Source organism: Pseudomonas sp. FH1, from assembly GCF_000510895.2.
Taxonomy (GTDB): Bacteria; Pseudomonadota; Gammaproteobacteria; order Pseudomonadales; family Pseudomonadaceae; genus Aquipseudomonas; species Aquipseudomonas azotoformans_A.
The window spans coordinates 88564-105605 of record NZ_AOHM01000002.1 but is presented as its reverse complement, the minus strand read 5'-3'; the positions used below and the strand labels follow the sequence as shown (position 1 = coordinate 105605).

General features: G+C 60.7%; 21 protein-coding genes. 10 read left to right on the top strand and 11 right to left on the bottom strand.

The genetic code is table 11. The features are described from left to right. Positions 1-20 precede the first annotated feature (20 nt). The 5 genes from H096_RS01140 to H096_RS01120 form a co-directional block, all read right to left on the bottom strand. Positions 21-485 (bottom strand): LTXXQ domain-containing protein, encoded by a 465-nt coding sequence (locus H096_RS01140; RefSeq protein ID WP_016975427.1) that lies wholly within the window; start codon positions 483-485, stop codon positions 21-23. A gap of 145 nt (positions 486-630) precedes the next feature. After that, a complete protein-coding gene (locus H096_RS01135) occupies positions 631-1308 on the bottom strand; it encodes a response regulator transcription factor (RefSeq protein ID WP_003193803.1) in 678 nt (225 codons plus the stop codon). A gap of 7 nt (positions 1309-1315) precedes the next feature. Then, a complete protein-coding gene (locus tag H096_RS01130) occupies positions 1316-1723 on the bottom strand; it encodes a translation initiation factor 2 (RefSeq protein ID WP_033896349.1) in 408 nt (135 codons plus the stop codon). Between the two features lie 106 nt (positions 1724-1829). Further along, positions 1830-2129 carry a YciI family protein gene (locus tag H096_RS01125; protein WP_015885584.1) on the bottom strand — a complete coding sequence of 100 codons (300 nt, stop codon included), beginning with the start codon at positions 2127-2129 and terminating at the stop codon, positions 1830-1832. A gap of 1 nt (position 2130) precedes the next feature. Next, positions 2131-2727, bottom strand: coding sequence for a septation protein A (locus tag H096_RS01120; protein ID WP_033896348.1), 597 nt, complete (start codon positions 2725-2727; stop codon positions 2131-2133). Positions 2728-2814: 87 nt separating this feature from the next. Here H096_RS01120 and H096_RS01115 point away from each other — a divergent pair, with 87 nt between their 5' ends. From H096_RS01115 to rluB, 6 genes are all read left to right on the top strand, one after another. Continuing rightward, entirely contained in the window at positions 2815-3678 is an 864-nt protein-coding gene (locus tag H096_RS01115) for a PHP domain-containing protein (RefSeq protein WP_033896347.1), read from the top strand. A 13-nt stretch (positions 3679-3691) separates the two neighbouring features. Next, the gene (locus tag H096_RS01110; RefSeq protein ID WP_033896346.1) at positions 3692-4321 is read left to right on the top strand and encodes an L-threonylcarbamoyladenylate synthase; all 630 of its coding nucleotides are present in this window, start codon (positions 3692-3694) and stop codon (positions 4319-4321) included. A 120-nt stretch (positions 4322-4441) separates the two neighbouring features. Continuing rightward, positions 4442-5140: a ScpA family protein gene (locus H096_RS01105; protein WP_177053511.1), complete on the top strand. Its 699-nt coding sequence runs from the start codon at positions 4442-4444 to the stop codon at positions 5138-5140. Between the two features lie 12 nt (positions 5141-5152). Further along, a complete protein-coding gene (scpB, locus tag H096_RS01100) occupies positions 5153-6085 on the top strand; it encodes an SMC-Scp complex subunit ScpB (protein ID WP_033896344.1) in 933 nt (310 codons plus the stop codon). 32 nt (positions 6086-6117) lie between these two features. Continuing rightward, positions 6118-6309, top strand: a complete 192-nt coding sequence (locus tag H096_RS01095; RefSeq protein ID WP_033896343.1) for a DUF1289 domain-containing protein — start codon at positions 6118-6120, stop codon at positions 6307-6309. Positions 6310-6453: 144 nt separating this feature from the next. After that, positions 6454-7665: a 23S rRNA pseudouridine(2605) synthase RluB gene (gene rluB, locus H096_RS01090; protein ID WP_010208149.1), complete on the top strand. Its 1212-nt coding sequence runs from the start codon at positions 6454-6456 to the stop codon at positions 7663-7665. Positions 7666-7725: 60 nt separating this feature from the next. Here the strand turns inward: rluB and H096_RS01085 are convergent, their stop codons facing one another. Beyond that, positions 7726-8685, bottom strand: coding sequence for a hypothetical protein (locus tag H096_RS01085; RefSeq protein ID WP_033896342.1), 960 nt, complete (start codon positions 8683-8685; stop codon positions 7726-7728). A gap of 73 nt (positions 8686-8758) precedes the next feature. Continuing rightward, a complete protein-coding gene (locus H096_RS34165; protein WP_003175756.1) occupies positions 8759-8896 on the bottom strand; it encodes a hypothetical protein in 138 nt (45 codons plus the stop codon). Between the two features lie 638 nt (positions 8897-9534). Here H096_RS34165 and H096_RS01070 point away from each other — a divergent pair. The 3 genes from H096_RS01070 to arfB all read left to right on the top strand — a co-directional run bounded on the left by H096_RS01070 (position 9535) and on the right by arfB (position 12166). Further along, complete coding sequence (locus H096_RS01070) at positions 9535-10956, top strand: amino acid permease (RefSeq protein WP_033896340.1); 1422 nt, start codon at positions 9535-9537, stop codon at positions 10954-10956. 100 nt (positions 10957-11056) lie between these two features. Further along, positions 11057-11740, top strand: coding sequence for a pentapeptide repeat-containing protein (locus tag H096_RS01065; protein WP_033896339.1), 684 nt, complete (start codon positions 11057-11059; stop codon positions 11738-11740). A gap of 12 nt (positions 11741-11752) precedes the next feature. Next, entirely contained in the window at positions 11753-12166 is a 414-nt protein-coding gene (gene arfB, locus H096_RS01060; protein WP_017737978.1) for an alternative ribosome rescue aminoacyl-tRNA hydrolase ArfB, read from the top strand. Here the strand turns inward: arfB and H096_RS01055 are convergent. The 3 genes from H096_RS01055 to H096_RS01045 form a co-directional block, all read right to left on the bottom strand. Beyond that, positions 12163-13359 (bottom strand): MFS transporter, encoded by a 1197-nt coding sequence (locus tag H096_RS01055; protein ID WP_033896338.1) that lies wholly within the window; start codon positions 13357-13359, stop codon positions 12163-12165. The genes arfB and H096_RS01055 overlap by 4 nt on opposite strands. Positions 13360-13463: 104 nt before the next feature. After that, positions 13464-13646, bottom strand: a complete 183-nt coding sequence (locus H096_RS01050; protein ID WP_033896337.1) for a hypothetical protein — start codon at positions 13644-13646, stop codon at positions 13464-13466. A 350-nt stretch (positions 13647-13996) separates the two neighbouring features. Next, the gene (locus tag H096_RS01045; RefSeq protein ID WP_015885568.1) at positions 13997-14308 is read right to left on the bottom strand and encodes a DUF962 domain-containing protein; all 312 of its coding nucleotides are present in this window, start codon (positions 14306-14308) and stop codon (positions 13997-13999) included. A 160-nt stretch (positions 14309-14468) separates the two neighbouring features. Here H096_RS01045 and H096_RS01040 point away from each other — a divergent pair, with 160 nt between their 5' ends. Then, positions 14469-15527 (top strand): AraC family transcriptional regulator, encoded by a 1059-nt coding sequence (locus H096_RS01040; RefSeq protein ID WP_033896336.1) that lies wholly within the window; start codon positions 14469-14471, stop codon positions 15525-15527. On the opposite strand, the gene H096_RS01035 is transcribed toward H096_RS01040, so the two are convergent. Beyond that, positions 15484-16938, bottom strand: a complete 1455-nt coding sequence (locus H096_RS01035; RefSeq protein WP_033896335.1) for a TrkH family potassium uptake protein — start codon at positions 16936-16938, stop codon at positions 15484-15486. The genes H096_RS01040 and H096_RS01035 overlap by 44 nt on opposite strands. Positions 16939-17042 lie beyond the last annotated feature (104 nt).

The following is a 17042-nucleotide window of genomic DNA, read 5'->3' as shown; positions in this document are numbered from 1 at the left end:
GGAGCGTTAACGCGGGTGCATTATTGCGCTTTTTGCGGCTGTTGCGCTTTCCAGGCCTGGAATTCCTTCCATTCGGCGCGACGCTGTTCCTGCTGCTTGACGATCTCGTCGAACTTCTTCTGCTGGTCAGGCTTGAGCACCGCACGAATGTCCGCCTGGGTTTTCTGCTTGCCGGCGGCGATTTCGTCCTGCATGGCTTTCTGGTCAGCGGCTGGCAATTTGTCCAAGTACTTCTTGGTCAGGTCTTTGCGAGCGTGCCATTGGTCGCCCATCAACTTGCCGATCTGCTGGCGCTGTTCCTTGCTCAGGTCCAGTTGGCTGAAAGGGCCGCCTTTGCCACGCGGACCGTGTTCACCGCCGTGGCCCGGGCCACCCATCATGTGGCCTTCCGGGCCGCCCATCGGGCCTGGGCCTTCAGGCATTGCCGCCATGGCAACGGTGGGCAGGGCAGCGGCGAACATCAAAGCGATAAGGGTCTTGCGCATGGTGATTCTCCTGTCTCTATTCCGGTGAGTCCGGATGTGAGTAGATTACGGAGATCAAGGTCAGCGGCGGTCAGGTGTGGGTAAAGCTTGGGTAAAGACGATTTGGATGGGCGCTGACAAAACCAGGAGCCCAGGGCTCCTGATTTCAGAGGCTGTAGTAGTAGCCCCGGCTACGCAACGCCACGATCCGTGGCCGGCCATCCGGGTGTGGGCCGATCTTTTTGCGCAGGTTGCTGACGTGCATGTCCAGGCTGCGATCGTAAAGGGTCAGCTTGCGGCCCAGGGCGATCTGCGCCAGTTCCTGTTTGTCCAGCGGTTCGCCGGGCTGACGCAGCAGCGCTTCCAGCAGGCGGCTTTCGGAAACGGTGAGGGCGAACTCCTGCTCGTCGATGCTGACCACGCCGCGCACCGGGCTGAAGCACAGGTCGCCCAATTCCAGCTGGGTCGACACGGCGGCCGGATGGCTGCGGCGCAATACGGCGCGCAGGCGGGCGGTCAGCTCGCGTGGGTCGCAGGGCTTGGCCAGGTAATCGTCGGCGCCCAGTTCGAGGCCGAGGATGCGGTCCAGCGGTTCGCCGCGGGCCGAGAGCATCAGCACCGGCAACTCCGGGTGGTCGTTGCGCAATTGCTTGAGCAGCTCAAGGCCACTGCCGTCGGGCAGCATCACGTCGAGCACCACCGCAGCCGGGGCGCTGTCGGCCAAGGCTTTGCGCGCACTCAAGCCGTCATGGCAGGCGCGCACCTGAAAGCCTTCCTGGCTCAACCAACTGGTCAGCAGCTCACAGAGCTCCTGGTCATCATCTATCAGTAACAGCTCGCTCATGACTCACTCAATTTAGCCATTGTCGACGGCGACGGTGCCCCCCGCTGGCGAAGATCCCGCACAGCAGGGCGATCAGTGCGACGGCCCCACCGGTGACGAACCACTGTTGTTGCTCGGTCAGCCAGCGGGTCAAGGCGCCGCCCTGTGTATCTTTGAGTTGCTGGGCCAGGCGTTGGTTCTCTTGGCGAAGGCGACTCAATTGGGCGCTTTCGCGGGTAGCCTCTGCGTTTTGCAGTTGCTTGCTCAGTTCTTCACGCTGGCGTTCGCTTTCTTTCAAACGTTGCTGCAACTCGGTGATCTGGGCGCCGGCACTCAAGGACAGGGGCGTGGAACTGCCGGTGTTCGAGGTTTCTTCAGCGTGGGCCGTAGCCCCGATCATTACCACTGCCAACAGACACAACTGACGTAAGCGCATCGGAACTCCTGATTCCACACGAATATTCAGAACGTTGTCGGCAGGGTACCGAGAATAATGAGCAATTAGGCATGCGCCGAACCGATTAGGTTCGGCGCGGCCGTTATCAAGGCAAGACTTGCTTGAACGGCTTGATCACGACGTCAGCGTAAACGCCGGCCGCCACGTAAGGATCAGCCTTCGCCCAGGCCTGGGCATCGGCCAGGGAGGCGAACTCGGCGACGATGAGGCTACCGGTGAAACCGGCATCGCCTGGGTCGTTGCTGTCTACCGCCGGGTGCGGGCCGGCCAGCACGATACGGCCTTCGGCCTGCAGCTGCTTGAGGCGCTCGACATGGGCCGGGCGTACGCTCAGGCGTTTTTCCAGCGAATTGGCCACGTCGGTGGCAATGATGGCGTAGAGCATGTCAGTCCTCGGTTTTAGGCGTGGTAGGGGCAACGTCATGCATGTGTCGCGACAGGTAGATGCCCTGGCCCACCAGGAACAACACGGTCATGGCCAGGCTGCCGAACACTTTGAAGTCGACCCAGTAATCCTGGAAGGTAAAGGCCACGAACAGGTTGGCGGCGCCGCAGAACAGGAAGAACACGATCCAGGCCACGTTCAAGCGTGTCCAAACCGGCTCCGGCAGTGTCAACGCATGGCCCATGATCCGTTTGATCAGCAGGCGGTCACCGATGAAGTGACTGCCGGTAAACACCAGCGCGAACAGCCAGTTCACCACCGGCGCTTTCCATTTGAGGAAGGTTTCGCTGTGGAAGGCCAGGGTCAGGCCGCCGAATACCAGGCAGGCAATGAGGGTCAGCCATTGGCTTTTTTCCAGCTTGCGCTGGGAGATGAAGATAGCGCCGTAGACGACGATAGAGCTGATGATCAGGACGGCGGTGGCGCTGTAGATGCCCCCGAACGACACCGGGTGACCGGCGATATCGATGACCCTGGGGTCGAGTTTGGTAACGATGAAAAACAGCAACAGCGGGATGAAGTCGATGAATTGTTTCACAGTAAGAGCCAGAAGCTGGATGTGGCGGCATAATAACAAACATCCTTGGTAGCGAAAGCGCCAGCTGACTTGAGGTTACACATCCCCGTGAATGTTGATTTGCACTGCCACAGCACGGCCTCCGACGGCGCCCTAGCGCCCGCGGTACTGGTTGCGCGTGCGTTTGAAAAAGGCGTGCGAGTCCTGGCGTTGACCGACCACGACACCCTCGAAGGCCTCGACGAAGCCCGCGAAGCCGCGCATTCATTGGGCATGCAACTGGTCAACGGCGTGGAATTGTCCTGCACCTGGGGCGGCGCCACCATTCATGTGCTCGGCTACGGCTTCGATCAGCAAGCCCCGCCGTTGGTGCAGGCCATCGCCGATTTGCACGATGGCCGCTGGCTGCGGTCCGAAGAAATAAGCCGCAAGCTTAGCCTTAAAGGCATGCCCAACGCCCTCGACGGCGCCCGCGCCATTCAGCAGGAACTGGGCGACAGCGGCAATGCACCGGCGCGGCCGCACTTTGCCGACTGGATGGTGCGTGAAGGGTTCGTCAAAGACCGCGCCGAAGCCTTCCGCAAATGGCTGGGGGCTGGCAAGTTGGGGGATGTGAAGCAACACTGGCCGACCCTGGAAGACACGGTCGGGACCCTGCGTGCCTCCGGCGCCTGGGTGAGCCTGGCGCATCCCTGGCATTACGATTTCACCCGCAGCAAGCGCCGCAAGCTGATCAGCGACTATATTGGAGCGGGCGGCCACGCGATCGAAGTGGTCAATGGGCATCAACCCGCCGAACAGGTCGGCAGCCTGGCGATCCTTGCCCGCGAATTTGGTCTGCTGGTCAGCGCCGGCAGTGATTTTCATGGCCCAGGTGGGTGGTCCGAAATCGGCGAGTATCGCCAGGTACCCGAAGACCTGCCGCTCTTGTCGGGGCGATTCAAGCATGACCCCATTATTGCCACCGTCTGAACAGGTAGAACACGTGAGTCAATTCTTCCAGATTCATCCGGAAAACCCCCAGGCGCGCCTGATCAAGCAGGCCGTCGAGATCATTCGCGCCGGCGGCGTGGTGATCTACCCGACTGATTCGTCCTACGCCATTGGTTGCCAGATCGGCGACAAGGGCGCGGTGGAGCGTGTAAGACGCCTGCGCCAGCTGGACGACAAGCACAACTTCGCGCTGATCTGCAGCGACCTGTCCCAGCTCGGCCTGTTCGCCAAGGTCGACACCGGTACTTTCCGCCTGCTCAAGGCGCACACGCCGGGGCCCTACACCTTTATTCTCAACGCCACCCGCGAAGTGCCGCGACTGCTGTTGCACCCCAAGAAGCGCACCATCGGCCTGCGGGTGCCGGAACATCCCATCGCCCTGGCGCTGCTCGAAGAGCTGGGTGAGCCTTTGATGAGTGTGTCGCTGATCATGCCGGGTGAAGATGAGCCGCTGTACGACCCCTACGAAATGCGTCAATTGCTGGAAAAACAGGTCGACCTGATCATCGACGGCGGCTACGGCGGCAACAAGGCCTCCACCGTGATCAACCTGGCCGACGGTGAGCCCGAGGTGATTCGCGTGGGTTGCGGCGACCCGGCCCCGTTCATGGTCGAGGCCTGAATGTCAGCCGTGGAAACCGTTGATCCCCAGGCGGGCGCCCAGCAGGAACTGCCGTTTGCCATGGTGTATGGCCAGGCGGTCATGGAAATGCCGCTGGATCTGTACATTCCCCCGGACGCCCTGGAAGTCTTCCTTGAAGCGTTCGAGGGTCCGCTGGACTTGCTGCTGTACCTGATCCGTAAACAGAACATCAACATCCTCGACATTCCGGTGGCGGAAATCACCCGCCAGTACATGGGCTATGTCGAGTTGATGCAATCGGTACGTCTGGAATTGGCCGCCGAATACCTGGTGATGGCCGCCATGCTCGCCGAGATCAAGTCGCGCATGCTGCTGCCGCGTTCGGAAACGGTGGAAGCCGAAGAAGACGACCCGCGCGCCGAGCTGATCCGCCGCCTGCAAGAATACGAACGCTTCAAGGCCGCCGCCGAAGGCATCGACGGCTTGAGCCGGGTGGGCCGCGACGTAGTAGTGCCCAAGCTCGACGCCCCCGAAGCCCGCGCACGCAAACTGCTGCCGGACGTGAGCCTGGAAGAGTTGCTGATGTCCATGGCCGAGGTGCTGCGCCGGGGCGATATGTTTGAAAGCCACCAGGTCAGTCGCGAGGCGTTGTCGACCCGTGAGCGCATGAGCGATGTGCTTGAGCGCCTGAAGGGCGGTGGTTTTGTGCCTTTTGTCGAACTGTTTACTAAAGAAGAAGGGCGCCTGGGCGTAGTGGTGACCTTTATGGCGATCCTCGAATTGGTCAAGGAGTCCTTGGTCGAGCTGGTCCAGAATGAGCCTTTTGCGGCTATCCACGTGCGGGCGCGAGCCGAATAAAGAGCTGAATCGATGAATCTGACTGAACCCCGCGAACTGGCGCCGCTGCTGGAAGCCTTCCTACTGGCCTCAGGTAAGCCGCAATCTCTGGAACGCCTGTTCGAACTCTTTGAAGAAGCCGAGCGCCCTGAGCCGTCGGTGTTTAAGAAGGCGCTGGAAATCCTGCGCAAGTCCTGCGATGGCCGCGCCTTTGAACTGCGCGAAGTGGCGTCGGGTTACCGCCTGCAGATCCGTGAGAAGTTTTCCCCGTGGGTCGGCCGTTTGTGGGAAGAGCGTCCGCAACGTTATTCGCGGGCGATGCTGGAGACCATGGCGCTGATCGCCTATCGCCAGCCGATTACGCGTGGCGAGATCGAAGATGTGCGGGGCGTGGCGGTCAACAGTCATATCGTCAAGACCTTGCTGGAACGCGAGTGGATCCGCATCGTCGGCTACCGCGACGTGCCCGGCAAACCGGCGATGTTCGCCACCACCAAGGTGTTTCTCGACCATTTCAACCTTAAAAACCTCGACGACCTGCCGCCGCTGGCCGAACTGCGCGAGATGGAAGCCGAGCCGGTGCTCGATTTTGACGACGCGCCCGTCCCCGCGGGCCTGCAGGAATTGGCCGATGCCAGCGCCGAGCCGGAAGAGCCGAAGGACGAGACCAGTTTCCATACGTTGCTGCTGGAATTGGACGACATGGAGCAGGGCATCAAGACTGACTTTGACGACCTGCTGCGTGACGGTGCCGCCGAACCTGAAACTCAACCGAACGTTGAGGGTGAGCCTGAAGTCGAAGCAGAGCCCGAGCCAGAGGAAGACATCCTTGGCGTGGCTGAAGCCCGTGCAAAACTTCTCGCCGCCGTCGCCGCTCTCGAACAACCGCCCCTGAGCGACGAGGAGGACGAAGCCCGCGCCCTGGCAGAAGCCATCGAAGCCGAGCGTCGCCAGTTCGAAGACTGACGCAATCTGACTGTTCTTAAAAAGGATTGCCCATGAGTTCCACCAAAGACCCCTGCATCAGCCTCTGCAAATTCAACGCCGACATCTGCGTCGGCTGTGGCCGCAGCAAGCGCGAGATCCGCGCCTGGAAGAAACTCGACAAGGCCGACAAACGCACGGTCCTGGCCGAAGCCGAACTCCGATTGCTGGCCCTGGGCGCCACCGGTCGGCGGAAAAGCAAATGATTAGGGTGTTATCGACTAGTCTCTGATGCGCAACGCGCACCATGCGCGTATGATTCGCGACCCTTTGCCGAGCTATTCGGCCAAAGCCCCGCTTTCAACACTCTTCAGGCCACGCCTGAATCGACCCACCGGGAGGTGCTTAAGATGAACGACAAAGACCAGAACGACAGCCAGGAAATCGGCCCAGCAGGCGAAAAACTGCAAAAGGTGCTGGCGCGTATCGGCGTGGGCTCGCGCCGCGACGTCGAAGCCTGGATCACCCAGAAGCGCATCAAGGTCAACGGCGTCGAGGCCACCCTCGGCCAGCGCGTCGACCTGCACGATGCAATCACCATTGATGGCAAGGTCATCAAGCGTGAAGAGGCCGCCGAATCGGTGCGTCGCGTGATCATGTACAACAAGCCGGACGGCGAGATCTGCACCCGTGACGACCCGGAAGGCCGTCCGACCGTGTTCGACAAGATGCCCAAGCCGAAAGAAGGTCGTTGGATCAACATCGGACGTCTGGACATCAACACCACCGGCTTGCTGATGTTCACCACTGACGGTGAACTGGCCAACCGCCTGATGCACCCGTCCTACGAGATGGACCGCGAATACGCCGTGCGTGTACGTGGCGAAGTCGATGACGAGATGATCGAGCGCCTCAAGGCGGGCGTGGTGCTGGAAGACGGCCCGGCCAAGTTCACCGACATCAAGCAGGCGCCAGGCGGCGAAGGTTTCAACCACTGGTACCACTGCGTGGTGATGGAAGGGCGTAACCGTGAAGTGCGTCGCCTGTGGGAATCCCAGGGCCTGGTGGTCAGCCGCCTGAAGCGCGTGCGTTTCGGTCCGGTGTTCCTCAACTCCGACCTGCCGATGGGCCGCTGGCGCGAAATGAGCCAGTACGAAGTCGACATCCTCAGTGCCGAAGTCGGCCTGACACCGGTCGCGATGCCGCAGATGAACGCCAAGAGCAAAGACAAGCTTGAGCGTATGCAGCGCAAATCGTCGCGTCCTGTGGCACGTACCGAGCGTGTGGCCCGCACCCTGCGCCCGGCGCTGAATGCACCGGCAACCGGCGGTCGTATCTCCCGTGAGCCGCAGATCGAAGGTGAGCGTCGCCCAACCGCGCCATCGCGCCAGGAAGGTGAACGTGCGCCACGTGCACCGCGCCCGGCCCCGGCCGGTGGTCGCAGCAACCGGGGTGAAGCGGATCGCCCGGCCGATAACGCCAGCACCAAGCGTCCAGCCAAGCCGGCGGCGAACAAGCGCCCTGGCCCGAAACTGGTCGCGGACGAGCCGTCGGGCAAGCGCCGTGGCGCCCCGGCCGGTTCGGGTCAGCGTCCTGGTTTTGGTCGTAAGAAGCCGCAGTGATGTAAGTGCTGCACAAAAACGCCAACCCTCGGGTTGGCGTTTTTTTATGCACAGCATTTGTCAGAACGCAAAAGTCCCATCGAATACTGGCTTGTCATCCAACGCCAACACCCCACTGGCAAAGATCAGATCCAGGTGATGGCTGCCTTTCTGCCCGCCCCCCAAACCCAGGTGCAGCCCACAGTGGCGCTCCTCAAACCCGGCATTGCGCGCATACAGATCCTTCACGCCTTCATTGGTGCCAATCCCCAATTCCTCAACGCGACGGTTCGACGGGTTGGCATTCAGGTACTTGTTGAAATCATCTGCCAGCCCCGGCACCTCACTGGCCACGCTGCAGATGGTCGAGTTCTCGATCCACAGCTCCAGTGGTGACGCCAGCACGCCATATTTACGCGCAAACGGGATGGTGCTGAGAAAGGTGCCGACAAACCTCACTTGGCCATTGATGGCTTCACTGTGGGTGGCGATCTCGCCGGGGGCCAGGTCGTGGTTGCCGATGCCGTTGATATTGGTCCACTTCTTGATGCTGCTCATCGGCGCTTCCAGGCGTGAGCCGTGCTTGTCGGTAAAGCTCAGCACCGTGGCCTGGGACATGCGCCGGATCAGCGTGGCATTGAGGTCGGCAATTCGCTGGGGTTCGACACTGAAGGTGTCATAGAAGTAGTCGCCGTAGTCCTTGAACAGCAGGGATTTTTTCCAGTGTTCGGCCATCACACCCTGCAGGGCGCGGATAAAGTCCGGGCCTTCGGCGCGAGGGTTGGGCAGGGTGGAAGAGTCGTAGAGAAACAGGTACAGGTCGCAAGCTTCGATGGCCTCGGCCAGGGTGTCGCTGGCGGCGAGGTCCAGGCGCTGCACCTGGAAGTTGAAGCGTGCGGCGCTGCTGTGGGTGATCGCCTGGGCGATGGCGTCGTAGCGCTCGGTATGGCCCAGCAGCACGGTGGGGCGACTCAGGCCATTGAGGGCCGGGTGGTGCGCGAGGTAGTAGAGAAAGTGTTCGACGGCGCGGGCCTTGTCCATGACGTGTTTCCTTCTGTGCCTTGGGTAAGGAGGCAGATGCCGTGCACAGCACCTGCCGGATGCCTGCCGATATTTAGAATGGCCACATCGCGGTGCCGAACGGCACAACGGCGTCGGCTTGCATCATTTCAACGGCGGCCTCATGGGTCGGCGCTTCAAACCAATCGTCGAGTTGCAGTTCGGTTTCCAGGTCGTTTTCCAGTGCTTGCATGGTGTATCTCCTAGAGGACGTTGTTTGAGAACGGCTTGCCAACGGGCTTCGCTGGCAAGTGGGAAGAACCTAGGAGAGAGTGTTTCAAAATGCAAAATTTTTATTGACACGGTTTCATTTGGATTTTTTGTTCTGTTTTTTGTGTTTGAATTTTTCTTTAGCAAATTCAGGGAACTACGCAGGCTAAATTGTAGGAAATTTCCGAGCGACAATTTTCCTCAAAATTACGGCTGTAACGTTAATTTTCCGTGCTGTAACGATTAATTTACGAGTAAATGGCGACATTATTGGCTGACCCGGCCCTGTAAGGATTACCTGACAGATCGTCGCACTCGTCTCTCGAGGGCGCCCCCAAGCTGGCGAGCGGTGTACAATCCGCCGCGTTTTACTGTGACCCCCTTGCGTAACCACGCAAAAGGCCAAGACCCCAGGGTTTACCCACCCTGATCACTCCGCCTGGCCACGAGCCGGACGGGTTCGATTTCGTCACAGATAAAAACAAACAGGTGACGCATGACCGTTAGAAAGACGCTGTACTGCTGGTGCTTGCGCTGGGGTTTGAGCGGCGCTGCTTGAGTCGGTAATTCAAGGCAGCAACCTGCATTCAACATCATCAAACCTTGCGTGAGAGCCTTTTCATGAGTGTTCCCCCTTCCTCTTCAGGCGAGCTGAAACGCGGCCTGAAAAACCGGCATATCCAGTTGATCGCCCTGGGTGGCGCCATCGGCACCGGCCTGTTCCTCGGCTCGGCCGGGGTGCTCAAATCCGCTGGCCCGTCGATGATCCTGGGCTATGCCATCTGCGGCTTCATTGCTTTCATGATCATGCGCCAGCTCGGCGAAATGATCGTCGAAGAACCGGTCGCCGGTTCCTTCAGCCACTTTGCCCACAAGTACTGGGGCGGTTTCGCCGGCTTCCTGTCGGGCTGGAACTGCTGGATCCTGTACATCCTCGTGGGCATGTCGGAGCTGACGGCGGTCGGCAAATATGTGCACTACTGGTGGCCGGAGATCCCGACCTGGGTCTCGGCCGCGGCGTTCTTCGTGCTGATCAATCTGATCAACCTGGCCAACGTCAAAGTCTTCGGTGAAGCCGAGTTCTGGTTTGCCATTATCAAGGTGGTGGCCATCGTTGGCATGATCGCCCTGGGCAGCTATTTGCTGGTCAGCGGCAGCGGCGGGCCACAGGCCTCGGTGACCAACCTGTGGGAGCACGGCGGTTTCTTCCCCCATGGCGTCGGCGGGTTGGTGATGGCCATGGCAATCATCATGTTCTCCTTCGGCGGCCTGGAAATGCTCGGCTTCACCGCCGCTGAAGCGGACCAGCCACGCACCGTGATCCCGAAAGCGATCAACCAGGTGATCTATCGAATCCTGATCTTCTACATCGGTGCGCTGGTCGTACTGCTGTCGCTGACGCCATGGGACAGCCTGCTCACCACCCTCAACGCCTCCGGCGACGCCTACAGCGGCAGCCCGTTCGTGCAGGTGTTCTCGATGCTGGGCAGCAACACCGCTGCGCATATCCTCAACTTCGTGGTCCTGACCGCCGCGCTGTCGGTGTACAACAGCGGCACTTACTGCAATAGCCGCATGCTGTTGGGCATGGCCGAGCAGGGCGATGCGCCCAAGGCCTTGGCGAAGATCGACAAGCGCGGCGTACCGGTACGCTCCATCCTCGCGTCGGCGGCGATCACCCTGGTGGCGGTGCTGATGAACTACCTGATCCCGCAACACGCGCTGGAACTGCTGATGTCGCTGGTAGTGGCCACGCTGGTGATCAACTGGGCGATGATCAGCTTCTCCCACTTCAAGTTCCGCCAACACATGAACCGCACCGGCCAGGTGCCGCTGTTCAAGGCGTTGTGGTACCCGTACGGCAACTATGTGTGCCTGGCGTTCGTGGTGTTTATCCTGGTGATCATGCTGATGATTCCGGGGATCCAGGTGTCGGTGTACGCGATCCCGGTGTGGGTGGCGTTTATGGCGGTGTGTTACTGGGTCAAGAACAAGCGCAGTGCCCGCGCAGCCATGGGCACAACGGGGACGGTTCTGGAGTAGGACCTTTCCTCCAACAGAAAACCCGGCGCCATGCCGGGTTTTTTGTGTGCAGGGGCAGGTTAGAATCGCCCCTCGTTTTTTCAGCGTGCCTGGAGGCCCCATGCAACACACCGACATCGACGGCGGCGCCTTGCAGCGCGATGAACTGGAAGACCTGGTCGACCAGCATGGTGGCCCCTTGCGCCTGATCGGAGTGGATTTGAGCGGCGCTGATCTGTCGCGCATGGCCTTGGATCACTGGGTGTTCGAACGCTGCATCCTGGTCCAGACCTCCTTTCTCGGTTCGCGCCTGGAAGGCACCCAGTGGAAAAGCTGCCGCGCCAGTCTCGCCATTTTCGAAGCGGCGAACCTGTTGGAAGCGCACTTCCATAGCTGCGATCTGAACAACACCCGCTGGCAGCGCAGCAAGCTGTCCCAGGCGAGCTTTGAGCACTGTAAGTTGACCGGCGCCAATTTCACCCATTGCGCCTCGCTGGGCTTGAGCTTCAGCGAAACGCGGTTGAACAGCGCCTTCTTGTCCGGGCTGTCGTTTGCCCGCACCGTGCTGAATAACCTGGATTTCTCCGACAGCGATTTGTCGGATGCCGACTTTCGCAAGGCCGAGCTGATCGATTGCAGCCTGGCCCACGCTCGTATCAACGGCGCCAATTTTGCTGGCGCCGACTTGCGGGGGGCGGATTTAAGCGGGTTTCGCCTGAATGATGCCAAACTGTTCAAAGGCGCCGTGATTTCCAAAGCCCAGGCGTCGATGTTGTTGTCCGAGTTGGGCTTGTCCGTTGCTTAAGGTTTTTGATTGATGCTGGTGATTTCCAACAATGTGCAGCTGCCCGACGCCGAGATCGAGCTGACCGCCATTCGCGCCCAGGGCGCTGGTGGACAGAACGTCAACAAGGTGTCGAGTGCCGTGCACCTGCGATTTGATATCCCGGCGTCGTCGCTGCCCGAGTTCTACAAGGAGCGCTTGCTGGCGCTGCGCGACAGCCGCATCACCAGTGAAGGCGTGCTGGTACTCAAGGCCCAGCAATACCGGACCCAGGAGCAGAACCGCGCGGATGCGCTGGAGCGTCTGGTGGAATTGATCCTCAGCGCCACCAAGGTGGAGAAAAAACGCCGCCCGACCAAGCCGACCCTGGGCTCGAAAAAGCGCCGGCTTGAATCCAAGACCAAGCGCGGCAGCATCAAGGCCGGGCGCGGCAAGGTCGACTTCTAGTCGCCACGTGCCTCACGGGCCTTGGGTGCCTGACGGTACAGGTACAGGCTCAGCAGCAAACCACCCAGGGCTGCAAGGGCGGCGAAGAGGAAGATCGACGCAAAGCCGAAGCCGGCTGCCACGGCCCCGGCGAGCGGTCCGGTGATGCCCAGCGACAGGTCGATAAACAGCGAGTAAGCGCCCACCGCCGAGCCGCGGCTGGAGGCCGGCACCAAGTTGACGGCCTCCACCCCCAGCGCCGGGAACACCAGGGAAAATCCAAAGCCGCTCAAGGCGGCGCCAGCCAGGGCCAGGTTGGCGTCCGGCGCCAGCCACAGCAACAGCAAGCCGAGAATCTCCACCGACAGGCAGGCAATCGCCACGCGAAAGCCGCCGATCCGGTTGATCAGGTTGCCGAACAACAACCGTGCGCCGATAAAGCTGGCGCCGAACAGGCTCAGGGCCCACACCGCGTTATCCCAGTGCTGGGTGGTGTAATACAAGGTGATGAAGGTGGCGATGGTGCCAAAGCCGATGGAGCCCAGCGCCAAGGCACAGCCATGGGGCAATACGCGGCCCAGCACATTCATGAAGGGCAGGCGCACGCCGGCAACAATTGGTGCGGCGACTTTGTTCCAGGCCAGCAGCAGGCCGACGATGGCCAGCAAGATAATGCTGACGCCCATGCTCCACAGCCCGAAATTTCTTACCAGCAACACGCCCAGTGGCGCGCCGACGGCCAGCGCGCCGTAGCTGGCGATGCCGTTCCAGGAAATCACCTTGGCGGTGTTCTGCGCACCGACCCGTCCGATGCCCCAGCCGATCGCGCCCGAACCTACCAGGCTTTCCGCGCTGCCAAGGACCAGGCGGCCAATCAACAGGCTGCCCAGGCTCAAGGCCGGCAGGCTGGAAAACCACGCCGCAAGCAGCATGAACACACCGCTCAGGCCGCAGCCAGCCAGGCCGATCAGCACGGCGCGCTTGCTGCCCAGGTTGTCGATGATTTTGCCCGCATACGGGCGGCTGAGCAGGGTAGCCAGGTATTGCACGCTGATCACCAGGCCGGCAACCACCGCGCCGTAACCCAGCTCACTGTGGACATAGCCCGGCAACACGGCCAAGGGAATGCCGATATTCAGGTAGCCAATGAAGGTGAACAACACGATGGAAACAACTTGCAGCGTGACCGCCATGGGGCGCTGGGTATCGGGCATGGGAAAGGTCCACTGTCGCGGCAGGTAAAGATAGGCTGCTAATGATACCGGTGGTTTGGCTTGCGCAGGGCGGTAAAACGCAAAAACCTCCGCTCAGAAAGACGTCAGGCTTGGGCAGGGGCCAGCAATTGGGTGGTGACCAGGGCGGCCAGGGCGTTTTCCTGGGTGCCGAAACGCTTGAGCAGCAGCGCTTGTTTGTCGGCGCTGAGGCGGTTCCAGATCTCGACCATCTGCAAGGCCGCGTCGAGTACAGCGGTATCCGGGTTGTCGAGGAGGGTATCGGTCATGGCGGGCGTCTCGATGGGTTCAGGCAGTGTGGAAAGCGCTCAAAGCTGCGCTTTCCACACGGTCTGGTACGGCGTCAGTCCTGGCTTTCGCTGTCGACTGGTTTTGCTTCTTTGGCCTCAGGCTGTTTGTCACTGGCCTGCTGCGGTGTTGGCTGCTCTGTAGGGTGCAGGCTTGGGAAGGGGAGATTAGGTATCTCGTGCATCGTCGTCGCTCCTCGCAAGGTCTGTTTTTTCAATCGCAGGTGATTCCGCGCTCTCAAAAAGCCTTGGCAGGATACAGCACTGCAAATGACAAAAAGATTTTAATGTCGGCAGATGGATGAACTTTCATCGTTTAAACGGTCGTTCGGTTAGAACGGCACCTTGCCGAGGATCATGTCGCGGTACATCACAAAATCCCCCAAGAGGCTGTAGAACGGGTGCTGAAACGTCGCCGGACGGTTCTTTTCGAAGAAGAAATGGCCGATCCAGGCAAAGCTGTAACCGGCAATGGGCAAAGCGATCAGCAAGCCCAGCGACCCTCTGCCGATGGCATACGCCAAAATGCCGATGACCAGCGTGGTGCCGATAAAGTGCAGGCGCCGGCAGGTGCTGTTGGCGTGTTCGCTCAGGTAATACGGATAAAACTCAGCAAAGCTATTGAATCGCTTGACGTTTTCCACGGTGACCGGCCCTTTGATTGTTATGCCGCCCAACAGATGTTCGGCGGGGAGCTTATTTGAGTCTAGAGTGATCAGTGGTAACAGCCAGTGACAATAGATGCCACTTTAGTATCCTTGGCTTCCTGGCTGCCGTTTGAGCCTGCTTTATTAAGAAGACGCCATGAGCGAACGAACAACTTCTGCAAGCTGGGCGATGGGGATAGTCAAGGCATTGGAAATGGACGGCCTGGATTGCCGCGCCTTGTTCAAGCAGCTCGGCCTCGACTACGCCGCCCTGAGCGATCCCGATGCGCGGTTTCCGCAGGACTCCATGACCCGCCTGTGGCAGCGCGCGGTGGAGCTGTCGGGTAACCCGGCAATCGGCCTGAACATGGGCAAAGTGGTGCGTCCGGCGTCATTTCATGTGGCCGGTTATGCATTGATGTCCAGCAACACCCTGGCCGAAGGCTTCATGCGCCTAGTGCGCTACCAGCGGATCATTGCTGAAAGTGCCGACCTGAGTTTCCGACTGATCCCCGAAGGTTATGCGCTGATTCTGACGGTACACGGTGACCATCTGCCGCCTACCCGGCAAAGCGCCGAAGCCTCGCTGGCCAGTGCCTTGGCCCTGTGCGGCTGGCTGACCGGCCGCACGCTGCAGCCGCGCAAGGTGGTGCTGCAAGGTGAGCAACCGGCGGACCTGGCCCCGTACAAACAAGCCTTCCATGCGCCGCTGGAGTTCAATGCACCCTACGACGCGCTGATTTTCGAGCGGGCCGACATGGACGCGCCGCTGCCCACGGCCAACGAGGCCATGGCCTTGCTGCATGACCGCTTTGCCGGTGAATACCTGGCGCGCTTCTCGGAAAGCCGCGTGACCCACAAGGCGCGGCAGGTGTTGTGCCGCCTGTTGCCCCAGGGCGAGCCCAAGCGTGAAGTGGTGGCCCAGACGTTGCACTTGTCCCAGCGCACCTTGCAGCGGCGCTTGCAGGAGGAGGGCACCAGCTTTCAGACCCTGCTCGATGACACCCGCCGTGAACTGGCCGAGCAATACCTGGCGCAACCCAGCATGACCCTGCTGGAAATTGCCTACCTGTTGGGCTTTGCCGACCCGAGCAACTTCTTCCGCGCGTTTCGTCGCTGGTTCGATGTCACGCCCGGCGAATACCGGGCGCGGTTGTTGGACGCGTCGAGCGTCAGTGGCGCCAAAACGCCGGAATACACAGAACAAAGACCGTAATGATCTCCAGCCGGCCGAGCAGCATGCCCAGCGACAGGATCCACTTGGCCGCATCCGGCAGGCTGGCGAAATTGCCCGCCGGGCCAATGGTTTCGCCCAGGCCCGGGCCCACGCCCGAAACGGTACTCGCGGCGCCGGTCAAGGCGGTCATCCAGTCCAGGCCAAGCAGCGACAAGGCCAGGGCGATGGCACAGATGGTGATGGCGAAGAAGAACGAAAAGGTCAGGATCGACCGCACGATCTCTTCGTCGAGACGGTGGCCGTTGTACTTCTGCTTGATCACCGCGCGCGGGTGAATCAGCTGGTTCAAGTTGGCCTTGAGCAGGATATACGCAACCTGGAAGCGGAAGATCTTGATCCCGCCGGCCGTGGAGCCCGAACAGCCGCCGATAAAACCGAGGTAGAAGAACAGCATCAGTGAGAAATTGCCCCACAGGCTGTAGTCCCCGAGTGCAAACCCTGTGGTCGTCACCACCGACGTGACGTTCAGCGCCACATGACGCAGCGCGTCCAGCCAGTGCAGGTTGGTGGTCCACCAGTACCAGGTGCCCAATACCAGCCAGGTCACCAGCAACAAACCGAGCAGGCCCTGGACCTGCTGGTCCTTGATCAACGCCCGGCGGTTACCGCGTAAGGTGGCCACATACAGGGTAAACGGCAAGCTGCCGAGGATCATCACCACCACGGCTACCCAGTGCACCGCCGGTTGTTTCCAGTGCGCCAGGGATTCATCGGAGGTGGAGAACCCGCCGGTGGAAATCGCTGACATCGCATGGTTGATCGCATCGAACAAGCCCATGCCGGCCCACCAGAACGCCAGGCTGCCGAGGATGGTGATGCCCACGTAGGCCGCCACGATCAGTCGCGCCACCATGTGCGAGCGGGGCATGACCTTTTCCGAACGGTCCGAGGATTCGGTCTGGAACAGGCGCATGCCACCAATGCGCAGCAGCGGCAGGATCGCTACCGCCATGCCGATAAAGCCGATACCGCCGAGCCAGTGCAGCAGCGAACGCCACATCAAGATACCCGGCGACATCGCGTCCAGGCCGCTCAACACCGTGGAGCCGGTGGCGGTAATGCCGGACATGCTTTCAAAAAACGAGTCGGTGTAGCTGATGTGCTGGGTCAGCAGGAATGGCAGCGCGGCAAAGATACACACCACCACCCAACTGCTGACGGTCAGCAGGTACATGTCCCGCGGGCGCAGGTGCACATGCTCGGGGCGACCGGGAATCACCAGCGCCAGGCCGGCGATAAAGGTGATCATGCTGGCCCACAGGAAGGAGGGCAGGTCGCTGGTGCGTTCGAAGATCACCAGGGTGGCCATGGGCACGACCATCGCGATCGCGAGGGTGATCAGGAAGATGCCGATGATGAAACCGATGATGCGCAGGGTCGGCAACGCCATGAATTTCGCTCGAGATAGGGCAGAGGCGCCATTCTACCTGGGGTGCAGGGCATGTAAACCGCCCATGAAAAAGGCGACCCGAAGGTCGCCTCATTCAACTGCGC